Genomic DNA, 16,898 nt, shown 5'->3' with positions numbered 1-16,898 from the left:
TGGCGCTTAATTTGATGCGAATATTTCATATAAGTTAGCTTATGCCTGTGCCGTACTTATTGCGTAAATTGTTGTGCGAGTTTTAAGAGTCATTAAGATTAGAAGGAGATACTGCGAATGTCTATGCAACAACGCAAGCGCGATTTTCGTAAGTGCACGCGACGTGCTCTTTTTGCGTTTTTCGTTGCCTCTGCAACTGTTCTTGCAACCTTCGCGATTGCTCCTATTGCGCCGTCGAACGCATCTTCCGAAATTTCAAATAAAATTTCAACTAAAACAGAGAATAAGGCTGAGACTGAGGTCGGCAAAAAGTCTAATTCAAATACTTTAACAAATCCTGCGCCTGCGTCTGAGCTTAAGGCTGCTGATACTAATACTGCGTCTATTAAACCTGAGCCTACTAAACCTTCTTCTGCAGCGGTTGCTAATGACAGTCAAAACGCGAATAAAGCCAACGCAAATAATGTCAACGTAAATAAAGCCGATAACAAAAAAGCTGCTAATAAAACAACCGACACTAACAGCGGATCCTCCACAGATCGCAGCGCACCCGACGGCACTAATAACAGCGCCGAATATTATAATCCTCAGTATCAAAGTACTCCGAATATTGTTGCTGGAAATCTCTCTACAAGTGGAAGTAAGAATTCTGGTACTCCTAAGAGTAAGCCGATTCGCGGCAATAAGAAAATTAAGCGTGGGCTTCTTCCTGCTGGCACGTGGTTTGAAATTAAGCAAGATGCAGCTGATAAAGAAGATGCTTCTAAGTGGGCTAATTTTGAAGGCGAACAGTGCGATAATTCTTCCGAATGCAAAAAAACAAAATCCATTCCTGATAGTGCTAATTCTTCAAAATATGGTGTTATAACTTTCCGACCAGATAGGTGGACTAAAGCAGGTCATTACAAAGTTCACGTAATTGTGCACTATCCGGATAACACTACTTCCGATGATACAAATGCTGGAAATAGTAAAGATGGTAAGTCTTCTCCAGTTTATGCGAATGTAGTTTTTACGCGATTTAATCCACAACCTGGCGATTTGAAGCTTTCAATAAGTAGCAATGATACGGAAGATTTTAAGTATTCGGATTCTGGTGATTCTGATTTGGTTTTGATGCTTGGTCAAAAGGTTGAAAAAACCACTTTTGATGCTTCTGCGTATCTTGGCATAGGCAAGATTAATCAGCGCATGATTTGCTATGAAAAGGATTCCGATGGCAAGCCTGTTGCTGGAAGTTACAAACTTGGCGAAATTAATGGGCTTACATTAGATAAAAAAGACGTAAAAGTTTGGGAGCACGCCAGTTATGAGCAGCAAAAGAAGTGCTTTGACAATCCTGACAGTGGCTGCAGTGTAAAAGATTTACTTTATGACGATTACGTGTACAACAAGTATGTTACAACACATCCGGATTTTAAGCCTAAGAGCGTAAACGAGCGTACAGTTGGCAAACTTACTGGCACTGTAGAAAAAACCGGTAATTTTGCGTGCAAAGTTTATGCTTTAAGGAACTCTGTTAAAAATGACGGTTCGCAAGACCAGCAAGATGAAGCTGTAGTAAATAAGTTTGATCAAATAGCTACAGCTAAGTCTAACAATATTGCTGATATTGATACCGAGCTAAGTAAAGATGCTTTATTTAATTCCAGTAAAGGTATTACTTGGGAAGCTAAGACTTTGAACATTACTGTTCGCAAAATGTCTTACTATTATCAGCCTAATTATGGTGACGGCATTAATACTCTTCCAGGTGAAGTTTCGACTTCTATTGTGCCTGTTAACAAGTGCGGCGTAGGGGATAAGTGCAATAGTAAGCTAGCGCGCACGTATGATCTTCCTGACGGAACGTGGTTTGAAATAAGGCAATATGATGGCGATTCTGATCACAAAGTTCCTGATTGGGCTTCATTTATTGACCATAAAAATAACAGCGATCAAAGTAACAAGCCTGATGATGCTAGTAAGGCTGGCAGAGATTTTTCTGCAGGCTCTGGCAAAAAATACGGAAAGATCACTGTAAAAATGAGCACTTGGATTAAAACAGGTGACTACTATGTGCCAGTTGTTGCGCATTTTCCTGACGGATCTTCTTCTGCTGATTCAGATTCCAGTAACGAAGGTAAGCCTATCTATTTGAAAGTCTCTGTCAACAATTCTCCATGGATTGCTAATGATGATTTAAAGCTGCGAGTTACAACTGAAAAAGCTTCAGCTGAAGGCAAATCGGGTTTGCAAAGTGACGATTATGGAGATGTGGATCCAGATCAGGGAATCACAATGATGCGCGGAATGCGATTTTTGAATCCGTATATTGATGCGTGGTCATTGCGTGACGTTGATAAGAAGATTTCTATAAAAGTTTTGTGCACTAAGCTGAATAAAGATGGCGAAGTGGATGATGGTGCAAAATGGTCTAGTAGCGTTAATGGCTTGAGTGCTCCTACGGAGAGCCAAATTCATAAATGGGATCATATTAAAACTGTTGCTGAGCTTAAAGATTGCGAGCGTAACTCAGCTTCGTGCGATGCAAAGCGCACTCTATTTAGGCGAGATGTTAAAGCGGATGGTTGGGATACGGATAATCCGTTCGATGCAGTCGAGCGCACGGATTCGATCATTGCAGGCGCGCCTAAAGAAACGGGCGATTATCAGTGCGTTGTGTATGCGTTGAAGCCGAATGCGCTTGCTGCTTATACAACTAAGGTGGCTAACGAAACTTCCGTGCAAAACGGCGATACTCTTCTTGATGACGAAGCTGAGCTAACAGAAGGCAAGGATTACACGCTAACCGCCTTCCCAATCCACATTGTTGAGCCTTTTAAACTTCCAAAAACAGGATTCGCAGGTTGGAATATTCTGCTCTGCGGTTTTGCAACTGTTTCAACGTGCTTAATGGTTCTTGCGTTTGCTCTCGACCAAACAAAGTGGGGGCGCGCATTTATGAAAAATTTTGTGTACCGAAATTCTGCTCGAAAGAGCGCTAACAAATAAGGAGAAAAAATGAATAATTTCACAAAACGATGCGTTGCTGCGTTTGCTTCGCTAGCAATGGCTGGAACTCTGTGCGCGGCGGGGGCTGTGACAGTGTCCAGCGTTGCGTGGGGTGAAGAAGATACTGCGACTGCTGGTATAACAGGTGTAGATAAGAACTCGCAGGCTGCTGTTTACAAGAATGCTCCGTGGGAGCTTGGTGACAACGACAAGGCTGCTAATTATTCCCTCACCATTTACAAGTGGCAAGACGAGGTTGACTCAACCACCAAAAAGCAGAAGAAGTCAACTCCTGTTGCCGGCGCTGAGTTCACTGTAAAAAAGGTGACGCAAATCGACAGTAAGGATATCGACTTAACTAAGTACGCAGATTGGGTTAAAGTCGCGAATAAAATCGACAATCTTAATAAAGGCAATACTACTGGAATAACTCTTGAAACTGGTGCTGGAACTAAAGTAAAAACTAAAGAAAAAGGTGTTGCAAAGTTTGATAGTCTTAAAATTGGCTTGTATCAAGTTCAAGAAACAACAGTTCCAACGGGCTTCTCTGCTGCCGAATCTAAGCCATTCTATATGACAATCCCAAGGATTGAAAAGGATGCTGATGGCAAAGTAGTCTACAACTATGCTCCATACGCGGATCCAAAGAACAAGGATTTGAGCAAGAGCGTTAAGAAGACTGCAGATACTTCTAAGACTGTTGGCGCTGGCGATAAGATTTCCTACACCATTAGCGCTGAGCTTGATAAGATGAAGGAAAAGGCTGAAACTGGACAAACTACTGCAGATCTTACTGACGCTGATTTTAACGGCTATTCTGTAGTCGATCTCGCTCCAGCTAAGGCTTTTACTTATCCTACTGACATTGCTAGCGTAGTTACAAAGGTACAACTTGGAACTGGCGATAAGCCCGCAGATGGCGATACTGTGCTTGCTGCTACTGACTACACTGTTGGTACTGCAGAAGATGTAGCTGCTGCAGCTGGCGATGTTGCTTGCAAGAAGATTCCTATTACTTTCACTGAAGGTGGTAGGAAGAAACTTGCTAAAGCTGCAAACGACAATGCTGGCAAGGTTGTAAAGGTATTTGTTACTTTAGAGTTCACTCTTGCTGATTCTAAAACTCTTGGCAACAGCACTGTTACTAACAAGGGCGGCTTAATTCCTTCGCATGAAACTGGTACTCCAGACGTTGTTACTGGTAAAGAGTACAAGGAGGTGAAGTTCTCGAAGTTCAAGATTAAGAAGGTTTCTTCTAAAGATCAAAGTGCTCTTGAGGGTGGAAAGTTTGTGTTATTTGCTAATTCAACCGATGCACAAGCTTGTGCCACAGCAGTTAAGACAAACACTGATGTAGAGTCTAAGTGTGGTGCGAATAGTCCGCGCTCAGCTTTTGGCGAAAAAACATCAGCAAAAGATACTGGTTTAACTGAAGAATATTCTGTAAAGCGTGATGAAGATTTCTACATCGTAGAAACTGCTGCGCCAGACGGATACATCCGCAATCCTGATGTTGTTACAATTAAGGTAACTGATGATAACAAAACATACACATTCCAGAATCTTCCTACCAAGGATAAAGGTTTCTGGTTCAACCTTCCAAAGACCGGTGCTGCTGGCGTGATTCTCTTCGCGCTCGCGGGCGTGTGCTTCGTTGGCGCCGGCTTCGTGGTGTATATTCACCGTCGCAAGAAGGAAGAAGAGCAGGCTAAGCTCCGCGCTTAAGTTCAGTCCCTGCTTCTTTAAGCATTAACGAAAATGGGGGAGTCGGGTGCGCGTTAATTAACGCTTCCCGACTCCCTGTTTATTTTGCAAAAACATTTATTGGAGGAATTATGAAGCTAGCTGATTTTGCAGAGTCTGTTCGCGCGCTATTTAAGCGGCTGGCTCGTATGCGCGCTAACAAGTCCTCCAAAAGTGCGCAAGATTCCGCAAGCTCGCAGTCTATGCAATCTTTGCAGTCTCCGCAATCTTCGCAAATTCAGCAAAATCCGCAAGAGCAATCCACGCAGCCTCAGACGCCAGAGCAATCATCCCCAAAACCAATGTCTACACTTCGCAAGCTGGCTGAGCCTGTTGTGCTTGTTCTTATTGGCATTTTGTGCTTCAGCTATCCTGTGGTTTCTACTTTGGTCAACAATTACGCTGCCAAGGAACTCTCAATCGAATACGACAAATTAAATAAGTATGAGCCTAAAGAAAATCGCGCGCAAATTTTGCGAAAAGCGCGTGAATACAATGCTCGTCACAAAGCAATTATTAGCGCGGACCCTTACAACGGCAGTAGCGACTACATGGACACTCCAGAGTATAAAGAGTACGAAAAAATGCTTAGCGAGCCAATGGGAATTATGGGTATTGTGAAGATTCCGAAGATTGGTGTGAAACTGCCTATTTACCACGGAACTACTCAAACTATTCTGGCAATGGGTGCTGGGCATTTGTACGGTACGGATTTGCCGGTGGGTGGCAAAAGCAGACACACGGTTGTGACGGCGCATACGGGTATGCCGGATGCCACGATGTTCGACGACTTAAACACGCTTAAAAAAGGCGATTACTTCTATTTCGACGTGCAAGGCAAAACTCTTCGCTACAAAGTGTTTCGCATAAATGTTGTGCAGCCGAACGATATTCGTTTGCTGCGGCGCGAGAAGGGGCGCGACTTGGCGACGCTAATCACGTGCACGCCGTACGGAATTAACACGCACAGGTTGTTGGTGACGGGATACCGCGTGATGCCGGATCCGGTGAAAGCGCCTGATGACCATTTGCAGTGGCCGCTTTGGATGACGTTGTTTATAGTGTCGATGGTGATGTCTGCGCTGCTGCTGTTTATGATGCTTGCGATTGCATTGGGCAAGAGGCGCAGTGCGATGGGTTTGCGCGGACGGCATTTGCTGGCGGTTTCGCGCGCTGTGCTGCGTAAGTTGCGGCGCAGGTAGTGCGTGATGCGGTGTGCTGTGTGTTACTCGCGCAGTAGCCAATCTGTGTTAGTAACGGATGTTGGCTGTTTATCGTTACTCACGCAGAGAAACAAACGCGAGGTAAAATCCACGGCAAATGTTTCCATAAATAGCCAAACCTACAACAAATGCCGTAAACTTTCCCCGCGTTTGGAGCGCTACGCAGCCTCAAACCCTCCAAAGGTGAGATGATTCTCTCGTGTTTGGAGCGCTTAACTCTCCGTAACCCTCCAAATGCGAGATAACGCTCGCGCTATAAGCGCTCGCTACGAAACTCGCGTTGGAAGTCCACTGGACTTCCAACCTAAGCGAGTTTCCGCTCCGAATTGCTTTCGCGCGCGCTGTGCTGCGCTCAAGCAGGTCGTCGCGCACGTAAAGCACACTGTGCTTTCAGGTATTGAGTCGTCGCTACCGCATTGAGCTTGCTTGAAGCGCGCAATGCAGCTTCAAGCAAGAGCAATGCGACACGCCCACTTGCGCGCAAGCTCATTCTGAGTATAGTAGTTACTCGGTTCGCAAAGCGGGCCGAGATAACCAATGCCCCTTTAGCTCAGTTGGTTAGAGCAGCTGACTCTTAATCAGCGTGTCCAGGGTTCGAATCCCTGAGGGGGCACAAACAAAACCCAAGCTTTGCGCTTGGGTTTTTTCGTATCCAATCACCGCACGCAACGAATCCATCGTTTGTCCCTCTTTGCAGTCAAGCTGGAAACATGACCTCGTCAAATATGATGCCGCAATTATTTCAGGATGATGTTTCGCAAAATCCACTGCAACAGCCGCAACAGCCGCAGCAAAATCTAGCTCATCCGCGCCCGCTTCCTCTAAAAGCTGCCGACACGACTGCCGAAAACCCGTGGCCTGTCGCAATCTTAAGCCAAAAGTTCCACAGCGCCGTCGAACGCTGGCCAGCCGCGTGGATCGAGGGTCAAATCGTCGAAATCAACATGCGCCGCGCCTCTTCCGGCTACATCACCCTTCGCGACAGCAACGAAGAAGTCTCGATTTCCGTAATGGGCTTCAGTAATTTCGTGCAGCAGGCGCGCGATCTTCGCCAAGGCGACCGCGTAGTCGTTCACGGCAAGGCGGATATTTGGGTAAAAGCCACGCGCTTGAGCTTCGTTGCGGACGAGATTCGTCGCGTCGGTGCCGGCGACTTAAAAGCGCAAATTGACGAGTTGCGCAAAAAACTTAAGGGCGAGGGCTTGTTTGACGCGGAAAATAAGGTGCCTCTGCCGGAGTTTCCTAAGTGCATTGGACTAGTTTGTGCGCCTCAAGCTCGCGCGGAGGGCGATGTTATTACGAACGTGAATTTGCGCTGGCCTGTTACGCGCTTCAAGGTTGTTCACGCGCATGTGCAGGGCGTGCAGTGTCCGGCGGATATTATTGCCGCAATTAAGCAGCTTGATGCGGATCCAGAGGTTGACGTTATTATTGTTGCTCGCGGCGGCGGCAGCTTTGAGGATTTGATTGGTTTTTCGGACGAGGGTGTGGTTCGTGCTACGGCTGCGTGCGTGACGCCGATTGTGTCTGCAATCGGCCACGAGGACGATTGGACTCTTATTGATTTGGCTGCAGATATGCGCGCGTCGACTCCTACAGATGCTGCAAAGCGCGTGGTTCCTGACGTTCGCGAGCAGTGGCAGCTTATTGATAACGCGTTGCAAACTATGCGCATGCGAATTTCTGCGCGCGTTGACAATGAGATTCGACTTGTTGAGGGTTACGCGAATCGTCCGAGCCTTACTCGCCCGAGCACTATGCTTGAGCCGCACGAGCGTTTGGTTGAGCAAGCTGTCGAACGAATGCGGCACGGTTTGGTGCGACTTCTGGACGACGCAAGCCTGACTGTTGAGAAGGCACACGCAAGCTTGACCGCGTTAAGTCCGCAATCGACTTTGAATCGCGGGTACGCTGTTGTGCAGCTCAGCGGTGGGAGAGTGCTTGACGACGCGGCTTTAGCGAGCGTTGGCGACGATATGACTGTTACTCTTAAAAGCGGCGTGGTGCTTGGCAAGGTGACTGGCACTAAGTCGGCTGCAACTAAGCCGGCTGCAGCAAAGTCAAGTAAGTAGATTTTTAGATATTTTAAATATTTTAGATATAGCGAAAGGTTAGATATGAGCGAGAAAGTAACGAAAAAAGCGGAAGAATCAGCGGCAAATAGTGCGAATAGTGCAGAAAGCGCGCAATTTGCAAGCACTCTTACGAAAGAAGAGCGTGCTGCGATTGAGGCGATGCCGTACGAAGAGGCTCGCGAAAAGCTGGTTCAGGCGGTTCAGGCGTTGGAGGCTGGCGGTTTGACGCTCGACCAGTCCATGCGTCAGTGGGAGATTGGTGAGGCGTTGGCAAAGCGCGCGCAGGGTTTGCTTGCCACTGTTCGCGCCAAGTTGGATGCGGCGCAGGCGGAGCAGTCAGCGACGGCAGCTACGGCTGGCACGCAGTCGAATCTTGAGGATTAGAGCTCGACGCAGTGACACGCCATAGTGTATAATTGCCATTTGTTGCCTCGGTAGCTCAGTGGATAGAGCACCACTCTCCTAAAGTGGGTGTCGTCAGTTCGATTCTGATCCGGGGCACTTTTATGTGTGGACGTTGTGCAGTTTATATTTGTGCAACGGTGTTGTGTGCTGTATATAGTTTGCTTATTTTTGTTGACAAGCATTAGTTTCTTTTGTATAATTAAGCAGTGGTGAAGCCAGGCAGTGTCTGGTTCGCAAAGAGCCAATCAAGCGATTGATTGGCTCTTTGTGCATCTAATAGTGGGGGGATTGTTGGGGATGATGGTGATTTATAAACCTTTTACTACTATCAGGCAACAAATAGAATTGCTTAAGTCTAGAGGAGTAGTGTTTCCTGATGAGTTTAAAGCTATGGAAATACTTGAAAGAGAAGGTTACTATAGCGTTGTAAATGGATATAAAAATCCATTTCTCGAATCAAACAATTCGAATAAATATGTTCAAGGAACAAAGTTTGAACAAATTTATTATCTTTTTAAATTTGATCGTGAACTTCGCAGTATTATCTTTGCGGCTACAACTAGAGCAGAAGCATTGTTAAGGTCATCATGTTCATATTGCTTTAGCCAAATGCACGGTAATGAAGTTAATGCTTACCTTAATGAAAATAACTATGAAGACCCAAAGGAATCACGTGGTTTAATTAAAGCATTTAATCGAATTATAGAAAATAATAAGTCAAATAATCAAAAATTAAATATAGGAAAAGAATACATACGACATTGTATCAATAATCACGATGGGCAAGTTCCATTATGGGTTTTATCTAATGATTTGACTTTCGGACAGATGTTCTGGTTTTACAAAGCTCAAACTAAATGCGTGAGAGGTTTGGTTGCTAAAAAATATACTGAACTTTATAATTCTTCACACTGTTCTCAAAAAGATATTACGTCAATAAAAATTGATTCTACTTATAGAAGAATTAAAGAGTTCAGAAATATTTGTGCGCACGATGAACGTTTGTATTGTGCTAGACCGCATAGTGATAATGCAACAGTCTTTCAACTTATTAAAGATTTCGACATATTATTAGAAACTAGCTATTATCTAGAGTTTTTAGAGAAGATTGAGAAATTATTAAGTGCGCTTTGTGTTGAAGTGCCAAATTGCTCTAAAAATGTTATTGAATGCATTGGAATGTCTAGTATTTATGAATTTTATGATTGGAAAAATAAAATTAAAGAGAATAGTAACTTGCCTGTTCCGAATGAAGCAACGCTTAAGTCTATGAATCACGCTAATCAAATTATGAATGGCAAAATTTCTGAAGACGGTATTGTTTTTAGCAATGCTAAGGAAGCTAAAGCATTTTTGGATAATATGTCATGAATATGTCATGAAAATTATTCGCGAGTCGCGAAATTATTCCTAATGTTAGGGGATAGTGTTAGATTATTTCTAACTTAAGCGATGATCCGTTATCGGCGGGGAGTTTTCGGAAGAACGGCGAGGATTCGTAAGGTTCTCGCTTATTAGAACCGACGGGGTTGGCCCGCACAGCCAAACACGAGAGGCTATAAGAATAGTTCGATTACGTTTCGTATTTGCACTACGCACTTGCGTTACGCACGTAACCTACGTAACTTTCGTTACGTAATCGTCTTATAGCAAGCGAGGTGGTACCGCGGCAGTAACTGTCGTCCTCGCAGGGAAATATTCACCCTGTTGAGCGAGGAGAGCACAGTGAGCGAATCCACTAATCCAGCCGAAAAGTCGTGCGCAAATAACGTATACCCAAAGGTAAGTGTTTCTGCATCTGCACAAGAAGCCGCCGGCGCGCAAGTTGCCCCAAATCCTTCCTTCCCAAAGCTTGAAGAATCCGTTCTTCAATACTGGGATGCAAACAACACTTTCCGCAAGTCAATCGAATACCGCCCGTCTGGCAAGGGTAGCCAAAACGAGTTCGTGTTCTTCGACGGCCCTCCATTCGCAAACGGTCTTCCTCACTACGGCCACCTGCTCACAGGCTACGCAAAAGACGTGGTTCCGCGCTATCAGACTATGCGCGGCCGCAAAGTAAACCGCGTTTTTGGTTGGGATACTCACGGTCTTCCTGCAGAGTTGGAAGCGCAGAAGGAGCTCGGCATCGAGTCGGTTGAGCAAATCGAAAAAATGGGCATAGCAAAGTTCAACGATGCTTGCCGTGCCAGCGTTTTGAAGTACACGAACGAGTGGCAAAACTACGTGCATCGTCAGGCTCGCTGGGTTGATTTCGAGCGCGGCTACAAAACGCTGAACATTCCATACATGGAATCCGTAATGTGGGCTTTTAAGCAGCTTTACGATAAGGGCTTGGCTTACAAGGGTTACCGCGTGCTTCCGTACTGCCCGAAGGATCAGACTCCACTTTCCGCCCACGAGCTTCGCATGGATGCGGACGTTTACCAGAATCGTCAGGACACTACCGTTTCCGTGGCCGTTAAGCTTCGCGACGAAGCCGACGCTTACGCAGTCTTCTGGACCACTACTCCTTGGACTGTGCCAACCAACTTCGCAATCGTAGTCGGCGCAGACATCGACTACGTGGAAGTTCGCCCAACCGAAGGCAAGTTTGCTGGCAAAAAGTTCTACATTGGCAAGCCTTTGCTCGGCTCCTACACTAAGGAACTTGGCGAAAACTACGAGGTCGTGCGCGAACTTAAGGGTGCGCAGATGGCTGGTTGGCGCTACTACCCAGTGTTCCCATACTTTGCAAGCGAATCTGCGCTCGCAGAGGGTGGCACTCCTGGTCCTAACGCTTTTACGATTTTCACTGCAGATTATGTTGACACCGCTGAAGGTACTGGCCTTGTTCACCAGGCTCCTTACGGCGAGGACGATATGAACACGCTTAACGCGCACGAAATTCGCAGCGTTGACGTGCTCGACGCAGGCTGCAAGTTTACAAGCGACTGCCCAGATTACGAAGGCTTGTACGTTTTCGACGCCAACTTGCCTATTTTGCGTAACTTGCGTGCAGGAGACGGCCCGCTTGCTCAAATGCCGGAAGATCAGCGCGCGCTGCTATTCCAAGAAAAAAGCTACGTGCACAGCTATCCTCACTGCTGGCGTTGCGCAACTCCGCTTATTTACAAGCCTGTTTCTAGCTGGTTTGTGTCTGTTACGAAGATTAAGAAGCGTTTGCTTGAGCTTAATCAGGAGATTAATTGGATTCCTGGAAACGTTAAGGACGGCCAGTTTGGTAAGTGGCTTTCTAACGCTCGCGATTGGTCGATTAGCCGTAACCGCTTCTGGGGTTCGCCAATTCCAGTGTGGGTGAGTGACGATCCAAAGTATCCTCGCGTAGACGTATACGGTTCGTTGGAAGAACTTAAGGCTGATTTTGGCGACTATCCGCGCGACGACGACGGCAATGTGAATATGCACCGCCCGTATATCGATCGCCTTACTCGTCCAAATCCGGATGATCCTACTGGAAAGTCGCAAATGCACCGTATTACGGATGTTCTCGACTGCTGGTTTGAGTCTGGTTCTATGCCTTTCGCGCAGTTCCATTATCCGTTTGAAAATAAGGAATTCTTCGAAGAGCACTTCCCATGCGATTACATCGTTGAGTATATTGGTCAGACTCGCGGTTGGTTCTACACGCTTCACATTATGGCTACGGCTCTATTCGACCGTCCGGCTTATAAGAACGTGATTTGCCACGGCATTGTGCTTGGTTCCGACGGTCAGAAGATGAGTAAGCATTTGCGCAACTACCCAGATGTTAATGGCGTTTTCAACGAGTACGGTTCGGACGCAATGCGCTGGTTCCTCATGTCTTCGCCAATTTTGCGCGGTGGCAATTTGATTGTTACTGCAGACGGCATTAGGGATACTGTTCGTCAGGTTATGCTTCCAGTTTGGAGCTCTTACTACTTCTTCACTTTGTATGCTAACGCTGCAAACGGTGGTAAGGGCTACGATGCTCGTCGCCTTCGCGCGGACGAGGTTGCGGGTCTTTGCAATATGGATCGTTACTTGCTTGCTCGCACGCGTTTGCTTGTTGAGCGCGTAGAAAAGTGCTTGAACGAGTTTGTGATTAGCGATGCTTGCGCTGCAGTTAGCGACTTTATTGACGTGCTTACAAATTGGTATATTCGCGGCAGCCGTGACCGCTTCTGGAATGAGGATGAAGCTGCTTTCAACACGCTTTACACTGTTCTGGAAGTGTTCATGCGCACGATTGCTCCTCTTGCTCCAATGGAAGCGGAGGCTGTGTGGCGTGGCCTTACTGGCGGCGAATCCGTGCATTTGGCTGATTGGCCTTATTTGGTTGAGCCTGAGACTCTTTCGGATGGCGAGAAGAACCCTAAGGCCGGAGAAGTCACCGAGCTTGGTGCTGTTCTTGCGCACGACGATGCTTTGGTTGCTGCTATGGATAAGGTTCGCGAGGTTGTGTCTTCTACGCTTTCGTTGCGTAAGGCGGAACAGTTGCGCGTGCGTCAGCCGTTGGCAAACTTGACTGTTGTTGCAGAAAATACTGCTGCTGTTGAGCCTTACGAGCAGGTGCTTGAGCGTGAGCTTAACGTGAAGAATGTTACATTCTGCACTTTGCAGGATGCAAGCTCTCACGGTTTGAAGATTGTTCACGAGCTTAAGGTGAATGCGCGCGCGGCTGGTCCTCGTTTGGGTAAGCAAGTGCAGTTTGCTATTAAGTCTTCTAAGAGTGGCGATTGGCATGTTGACGAGTCTGGTGCTCCTGTTGTTCAGACTCCAAACGGCGAAGTTGCGCTTGTTGAGGGCGAGTATGAGCTTGTAAATCGCGTTGAGTCTTCTGACGCTCAAGCGGCTCAAAACACCGCTTCTGCTGCAATGCCAACTGGCGGTTTCGTTATGCTCGACACTGCTTTGACAGACGATTTGCTTGCTGAAGGTTATGCTCGTGACGCTATTCGCGCTGTTCAGGATGCGCGCAAGGAGAACGGTTTGGATGTTACTGACCGAATCGCTTTGACTTTGAGCGTGCCAGCTGTGGACGTTGCTAAAGTTAATCAGTTCCGTGATTTGATTGCGGAAGAAACTTTGGCTACGAGCTTCGAGGTTGTTGAGGCTGATTCTAGCGCAACTGAGCTTAGCGTAAGTCTTAAGCGTGCGTAAAACACAACTAACAGCTAATTAACTAAACAAAAACGTGCCGGTGTATTCTTCATACTCGGCACGTTTTGTTGTTATTGCTCCGCTTGTATTTTTGTTTTTGATTCGCTTGTATATGTTGAGGCTCGCCATTACGATAGTAAGCGTTTTTAGGAGGTAGTCTATGGCATCGTCGGCAGCAATTGGCGTTTTTGATTCGGGGCTTGGAGGCATTTCCGTAGCTCGTCAGTTGCATGCTGCTCTTCCGCATGAGCGAATCATCTATTTTGGCGACTCTGCCAACGCTCCATACGGCATTAAAACTCCCGAGGAAGTTAAAAAGCTAAGCTTCGAAATTGTTGAGAGATTCGTTAGCTTAAATGTAAAAGCCATCGTAATTGCTTGCAACACCGCCACTTCCGCATCTGTGAACGATTTGCGCGCGAACTACAGCATACCTATCATAGGTATGGAGCCGGCGCTTAAATTAGCTTGCGATTTAGGCAAAGGCGAGTCTCAGCGCGTAATTGTGGCCGCAACTGAGCTTACTTTGCGCGAGCACAAGTTCGCGGATTTGCTGCAGCGTTTTTCTAAAAATCATACGATTTTTTCTCAAGCTTGCCCTGATTTAGTGCGTATTGTTGAGTGTGGGGAGCTTAATAATCGCAATATTGTTTTTGCAGCTCTTCACAAGTATTTCGATGAGTATGATTTAGAAAGTATTGATTCGGTTGTGCTTGGCTGCACTCATTTTGTGTTCTACCGCGATTATTTCCGCGAATTTTTGCCTGCGCGCACGAATATTGTTGACGGTAACGAAGGCACGATCAATCATCTTCAAAAAATTCTGGAAGATTTAGGCGAGCTTGCAAGTGAATCTCAGGAAGGCTCAATTACGCTTACTAATTCGGATACTAGCGAGCGTATGCAGCAACTTGCAGAAAGCTTGTGTAAGTAGTCTTATATTCGAGCTTTAGTATTTTACTAAAAAATTACTTTTGCATACTGGCTTAAAATCAGCGTAACTAATGCCGCAATCCACAGCACGTCAACTAGTAGGTCGTATCGCAAACGGTAGTAGCTTTCAACCCACGTAAAACGCTTAACAAGTAGCTTTTGCGAGCTTACGCTTGCGTGCGTCAACGACATAAATTGCATTGTTGTGGAGAACATGAGCACAATGCACCATGGGCATAACGCGTGAATCACGAACATAGATTGTGAGAACAGCCAGTAAGAGTAGGCGAGCGCGCATAATCCGCCAATCCAAGTGCAGATTGCGAACCAGCGCGGCACGCAAACGCGAATCATTCCAATAACAGCAAGTGTTACGAACACGCTTTCTGCAGCAATTCCAAAGAATGCGTTTGGGAAGCTTAATTCGCCGAATTTCACAATTTCTGCCTGCCAAGCTTGTGAAACGCGAGAGCAGGAGACAACGGTGTTAAAGTCGCAGCTGAGCAGTTTTTTCGGTGCGCGCGCCAAAGCAAGCGTTTCTGCGGAAAGAATAAGCGATGTTATAAGCGCCACTACGGAAAAGAACAGCATTACGCCGTAAGTCCAAAAAGAGGAGTGTCTCCATCCGCGCAGTGTTGTTTCGTATTCTTCTTGCGCCGTGCTGGTCTGCTCCATTTGCGCTCCTAAAATTTACCGATAACGAATTATTAACAATGGGAATAATAGCAAATAATAGCGAATGATTATGAGTGCGTATTTATTTCTCTTTACATAGCACAGTTTACGATGATTATATGACCGAAAATAGCAACGAACAATGCGACGCATTTGATTATGCGAATGCTAGTAGCACGCATCTTACGCTGGCTGCGCGCGAACGCTGGGATTTGCACTGTCACACCGTTTATTCTGACGGCACTGCCATTCCAGAAGATTTGATTATGCAAGCTAAGCTCGCTGGTTTGCATGGAGTTGCTATTACCGATCATGACACTACTGCAGGTTGGGATGATTTTCGCGCTGCGGCTAAGGTTTCGAATATGCCCGTGTTGTTTGGTTCGGAAATTACTGCTCAAGATGCTGGAGTTTATGTGCACATGCTTGCATACCAGTACAATCCTAAAAACGAGCAGATTGTAAGCATGTTTGAGCTTACTCGTAAGCATCGCTTTGAGCGTACAAAGCACATGGTTGAGCGCATATCGCAAGATTTTCCAATTACTTGGGATGATGTTTTAGCTCAAGCTAAGCTCGGTGATTTGACCACAATAGGCAGACCGCATATTGCGGATGCTTTGGTTAAAGCCGGCGTTTTTCGCACGCGCTCCGAAGCTTTTGCTGGCCCTGTTTCTCCGCAAAGCAAGTACTATATTCCAACGTCTTCGCCGAATGTGCGTGAGGTTATTGATGCGGTTAAGAATGCTGGGGGAGTTGTTGTGATTGCGCATCCGGCGGATCCTGCGCGTAATCGTGTGCTTCTTTCAGACGATCAGATTATATCGTTTGCAAAAGCCGGTCTTGACGGTTTGGAAGTGTATCATCGCGGAAATTCTAAAGATCAGCGTCAGCGTTTGCTTGATTTGGCGCAAAAGTGCGATTTGCTTGTAACAGGCGGATCGGATTGGCATGGATCAGGCAAGCCGAATCGTTTGGGCGAAGAAACAACAAGCCGCGAAGTGGTATCAGAAATACTCTTGCGCGGCTATAGGCTTTAAACTCTTTATTTTCGATGTTCTTGAGTATCGTCTATGAGTTTTGTAACTGATTTAGTTTTTTGGTTTTGACGAGGCTGGAAAATTTGTGTTTGCGTGCGTCCCGTCCTTCGTGCGCTCTGGCTGATAAAGACGCTTATTGTGTTCGCCTTTCTTAAAGAATGTAGCTTCTCAGTCCTCTTTTAGCACTGAACACAATTTTTCCAGCCTCTCAACACACCAAACACAAACACAAAACTCATAGACTCGTTAAGTTTGTTACGAAACTGCACGGTTTACTAAGTGCAACTAGAGCCGCGCAATTAAGCTGCGGTGTGTGCATAGATTGAAGTTTCTGGCGTGGCGTGTGTAACAGCATGAATGATAGTGTTCACTAAGCAATAAGTAATCAGCTTCTGCAGAGCAATACTGTAAAGCTTCATAATGTTTGGTTATAGTTTGTTATATTAATTGAGGGCGCTGAATCCTACTGAATGCTTTGGAGTGTCGCCGATTAGTGCGTAAGACAATGACGATGCTGAAATCATAATCGTTCGACCGTTTACATCAGTAAACTCAAGCATATCTTTTGCGTCGCTAATAATTGTGCGCACTTCGTCCGCGCTCTGGTTTGTTTCAAAATCAATTGAATCGGAAACGTTTTTTAATCCCAGCACTACTCGCATGCTGTCCTCCTATAAGTGCTATAA

General features: G+C 46.1%; 11 protein-coding genes and 2 tRNA genes. 11 read left to right on the top strand and 2 right to left on the bottom strand.

Annotation, left to right across the window (positions count from 1 at the left end; translation table 11 throughout):
* Positions 1-117: 117 nt before the first annotated feature.
* The 10 genes from CGSMWGV1500E_RS01855 (at position 118) to murI (ending at position 14,498) form a co-directional block, all read left to right on the top strand.
* Positions 118-2,994, top strand: coding sequence for a hypothetical protein (locus CGSMWGV1500E_RS01855; protein ID WP_004128748.1), 2,877 nt, complete (start codon positions 118-120; stop codon positions 2,992-2,994).
* 9 nt (positions 2,995-3,003) lie between these two features.
* The gene (locus CGSMWGV1500E_RS01860) at positions 3,004-4,719 is read left to right on the top strand and encodes a SpaH/EbpB family LPXTG-anchored major pilin (RefSeq protein ID WP_004128746.1); all 1,716 of its coding nucleotides are present in this window, start codon (positions 3,004-3,006) and stop codon (positions 4,717-4,719) included.
* A 110-nt stretch (positions 4,720-4,829) separates the two neighbouring features.
* The gene (locus CGSMWGV1500E_RS01865; protein WP_004128744.1) at positions 4,830-5,939 is read left to right on the top strand and encodes a class C sortase; all 1,110 of its coding nucleotides are present in this window, start codon (positions 4,830-4,832) and stop codon (positions 5,937-5,939) included.
* 560 nt (positions 5,940-6,499) lie between these two features.
* Positions 6,500-6,573: transfer RNA gene (locus tag CGSMWGV1500E_RS01875), tRNA-Lys, on the top strand.
* A 112-nt stretch (positions 6,574-6,685) separates the two neighbouring features.
* Positions 6,686-8,032, top strand: a complete 1,347-nt coding sequence (xseA, locus tag CGSMWGV1500E_RS01880) for an exodeoxyribonuclease VII large subunit (RefSeq protein WP_004128740.1) — start codon at positions 6,686-6,688, stop codon at positions 8,030-8,032.
* Between the two features lie 45 nt (positions 8,033-8,077).
* Positions 8,078-8,419 (top strand): exodeoxyribonuclease VII small subunit, encoded by a 342-nt coding sequence (locus CGSMWGV1500E_RS01885; RefSeq protein WP_004128738.1) that lies wholly within the window; start codon positions 8,078-8,080, stop codon positions 8,417-8,419.
* Positions 8,420-8,463: 44 nt separating this feature from the next.
* Positions 8,464-8,536 (top strand) — tRNA-Arg (locus CGSMWGV1500E_RS01890).
* Between the two features lie 126 nt (positions 8,537-8,662).
* Entirely contained in the window at positions 8,663-9,811 is a 1,149-nt protein-coding gene (locus tag CGSMWGV1500E_RS01895; RefSeq protein WP_230455194.1) for an Abi family protein, read from the top strand.
* A gap of 354 nt (positions 9,812-10,165) precedes the next feature.
* The gene (ileS, locus tag CGSMWGV1500E_RS01900) at positions 10,166-13,564 is read left to right on the top strand and encodes a mupirocin-resistant isoleucine--tRNA ligase (RefSeq protein ID WP_004128734.1); all 3,399 of its coding nucleotides are present in this window, start codon (positions 10,166-10,168) and stop codon (positions 13,562-13,564) included.
* Positions 13,565-13,724: 160 nt separating this feature from the next.
* Positions 13,725-14,498 (top strand): glutamate racemase, encoded by a 774-nt coding sequence (murI, locus tag CGSMWGV1500E_RS01905; RefSeq protein WP_004128732.1) that lies wholly within the window; start codon positions 13,725-13,727, stop codon positions 14,496-14,498.
* Between the two features lie 26 nt (positions 14,499-14,524).
* On the opposite strand, the gene CGSMWGV1500E_RS01910 is transcribed toward murI, so the two are convergent.
* Entirely contained in the window at positions 14,525-15,172 is a 648-nt protein-coding gene (locus CGSMWGV1500E_RS01910) for a vitamin K epoxide reductase family protein (protein ID WP_004128729.1), read from the bottom strand.
* Between the two features lie 119 nt (positions 15,173-15,291).
* Here CGSMWGV1500E_RS01910 and CGSMWGV1500E_RS01915 point away from each other — a divergent pair, with 119 nt between their 5' ends.
* Positions 15,292-16,212: a PHP domain-containing protein gene (locus CGSMWGV1500E_RS01915; protein ID WP_004128727.1), complete on the top strand. Its 921-nt coding sequence runs from the start codon at positions 15,292-15,294 to the stop codon at positions 16,210-16,212.
* A 443-nt stretch (positions 16,213-16,655) separates the two neighbouring features.
* Here the strand turns inward: CGSMWGV1500E_RS01915 and CGSMWGV1500E_RS01920 are convergent, their stop codons facing one another.
* Entirely contained in the window at positions 16,656-16,874 is a 219-nt protein-coding gene (locus CGSMWGV1500E_RS01920) for a DUF3107 family protein (RefSeq protein WP_004128724.1), read from the bottom strand.
* Between the last annotated feature and the right edge of the window lie 24 nt (positions 16,875-16,898).

This window comes from Gardnerella vaginalis 1500E (assembly GCF_000263595.1).
Classification (GTDB): Bacteria; Actinomycetota; Actinomycetes; order Actinomycetales; family Bifidobacteriaceae; genus Bifidobacterium; species Bifidobacterium vaginale_E.
This window is presented reverse-complemented; position numbering and strand designations above follow the sequence as displayed.

Excerpts from the sequence above, each read along its gene's own strand:
- xseA (WP_004128740.1), top strand. The coding sequence starts at position 6,686 with ATGATGCCGCAATTATTTCAGGATGATGTTTCGCAAAATCCACTGCAA.
- CGSMWGV1500E_RS01910 (WP_004128729.1), bottom strand. The coding sequence starts at position 15,172 with ATGGAGCAGACCAGCACGGCGCAAGAAGAATACGAAACAACACTGCGC.
- murI (WP_004128732.1), top strand. The coding sequence starts at position 13,725 with ATGGCATCGTCGGCAGCAATTGGCGTTTTTGATTCGGGGCTTGGAGGC.
- CGSMWGV1500E_RS01915 (WP_004128727.1), top strand. The coding sequence starts at position 15,292 with ATGACCGAAAATAGCAACGAACAATGCGACGCATTTGATTATGCGAAT.
- CGSMWGV1500E_RS01885 (WP_004128738.1), top strand. The coding sequence starts at position 8,078 with ATGAGCGAGAAAGTAACGAAAAAAGCGGAAGAATCAGCGGCAAATAGT.
- CGSMWGV1500E_RS01860 (WP_004128746.1), top strand. The coding sequence starts at position 3,004 with ATGAATAATTTCACAAAACGATGCGTTGCTGCGTTTGCTTCGCTAGCA.
- CGSMWGV1500E_RS01865 (WP_004128744.1), top strand. The coding sequence starts at position 4,830 with ATGAAGCTAGCTGATTTTGCAGAGTCTGTTCGCGCGCTATTTAAGCGG.
- CGSMWGV1500E_RS01920 (WP_004128724.1), bottom strand. The coding sequence starts at position 16,874 with ATGCGAGTAGTGCTGGGATTAAAAAACGTTTCCGATTCAATTGATTTT.
- CGSMWGV1500E_RS01855 (WP_004128748.1), top strand. The coding sequence starts at position 118 with ATGTCTATGCAACAACGCAAGCGCGATTTTCGTAAGTGCACGCGACGT.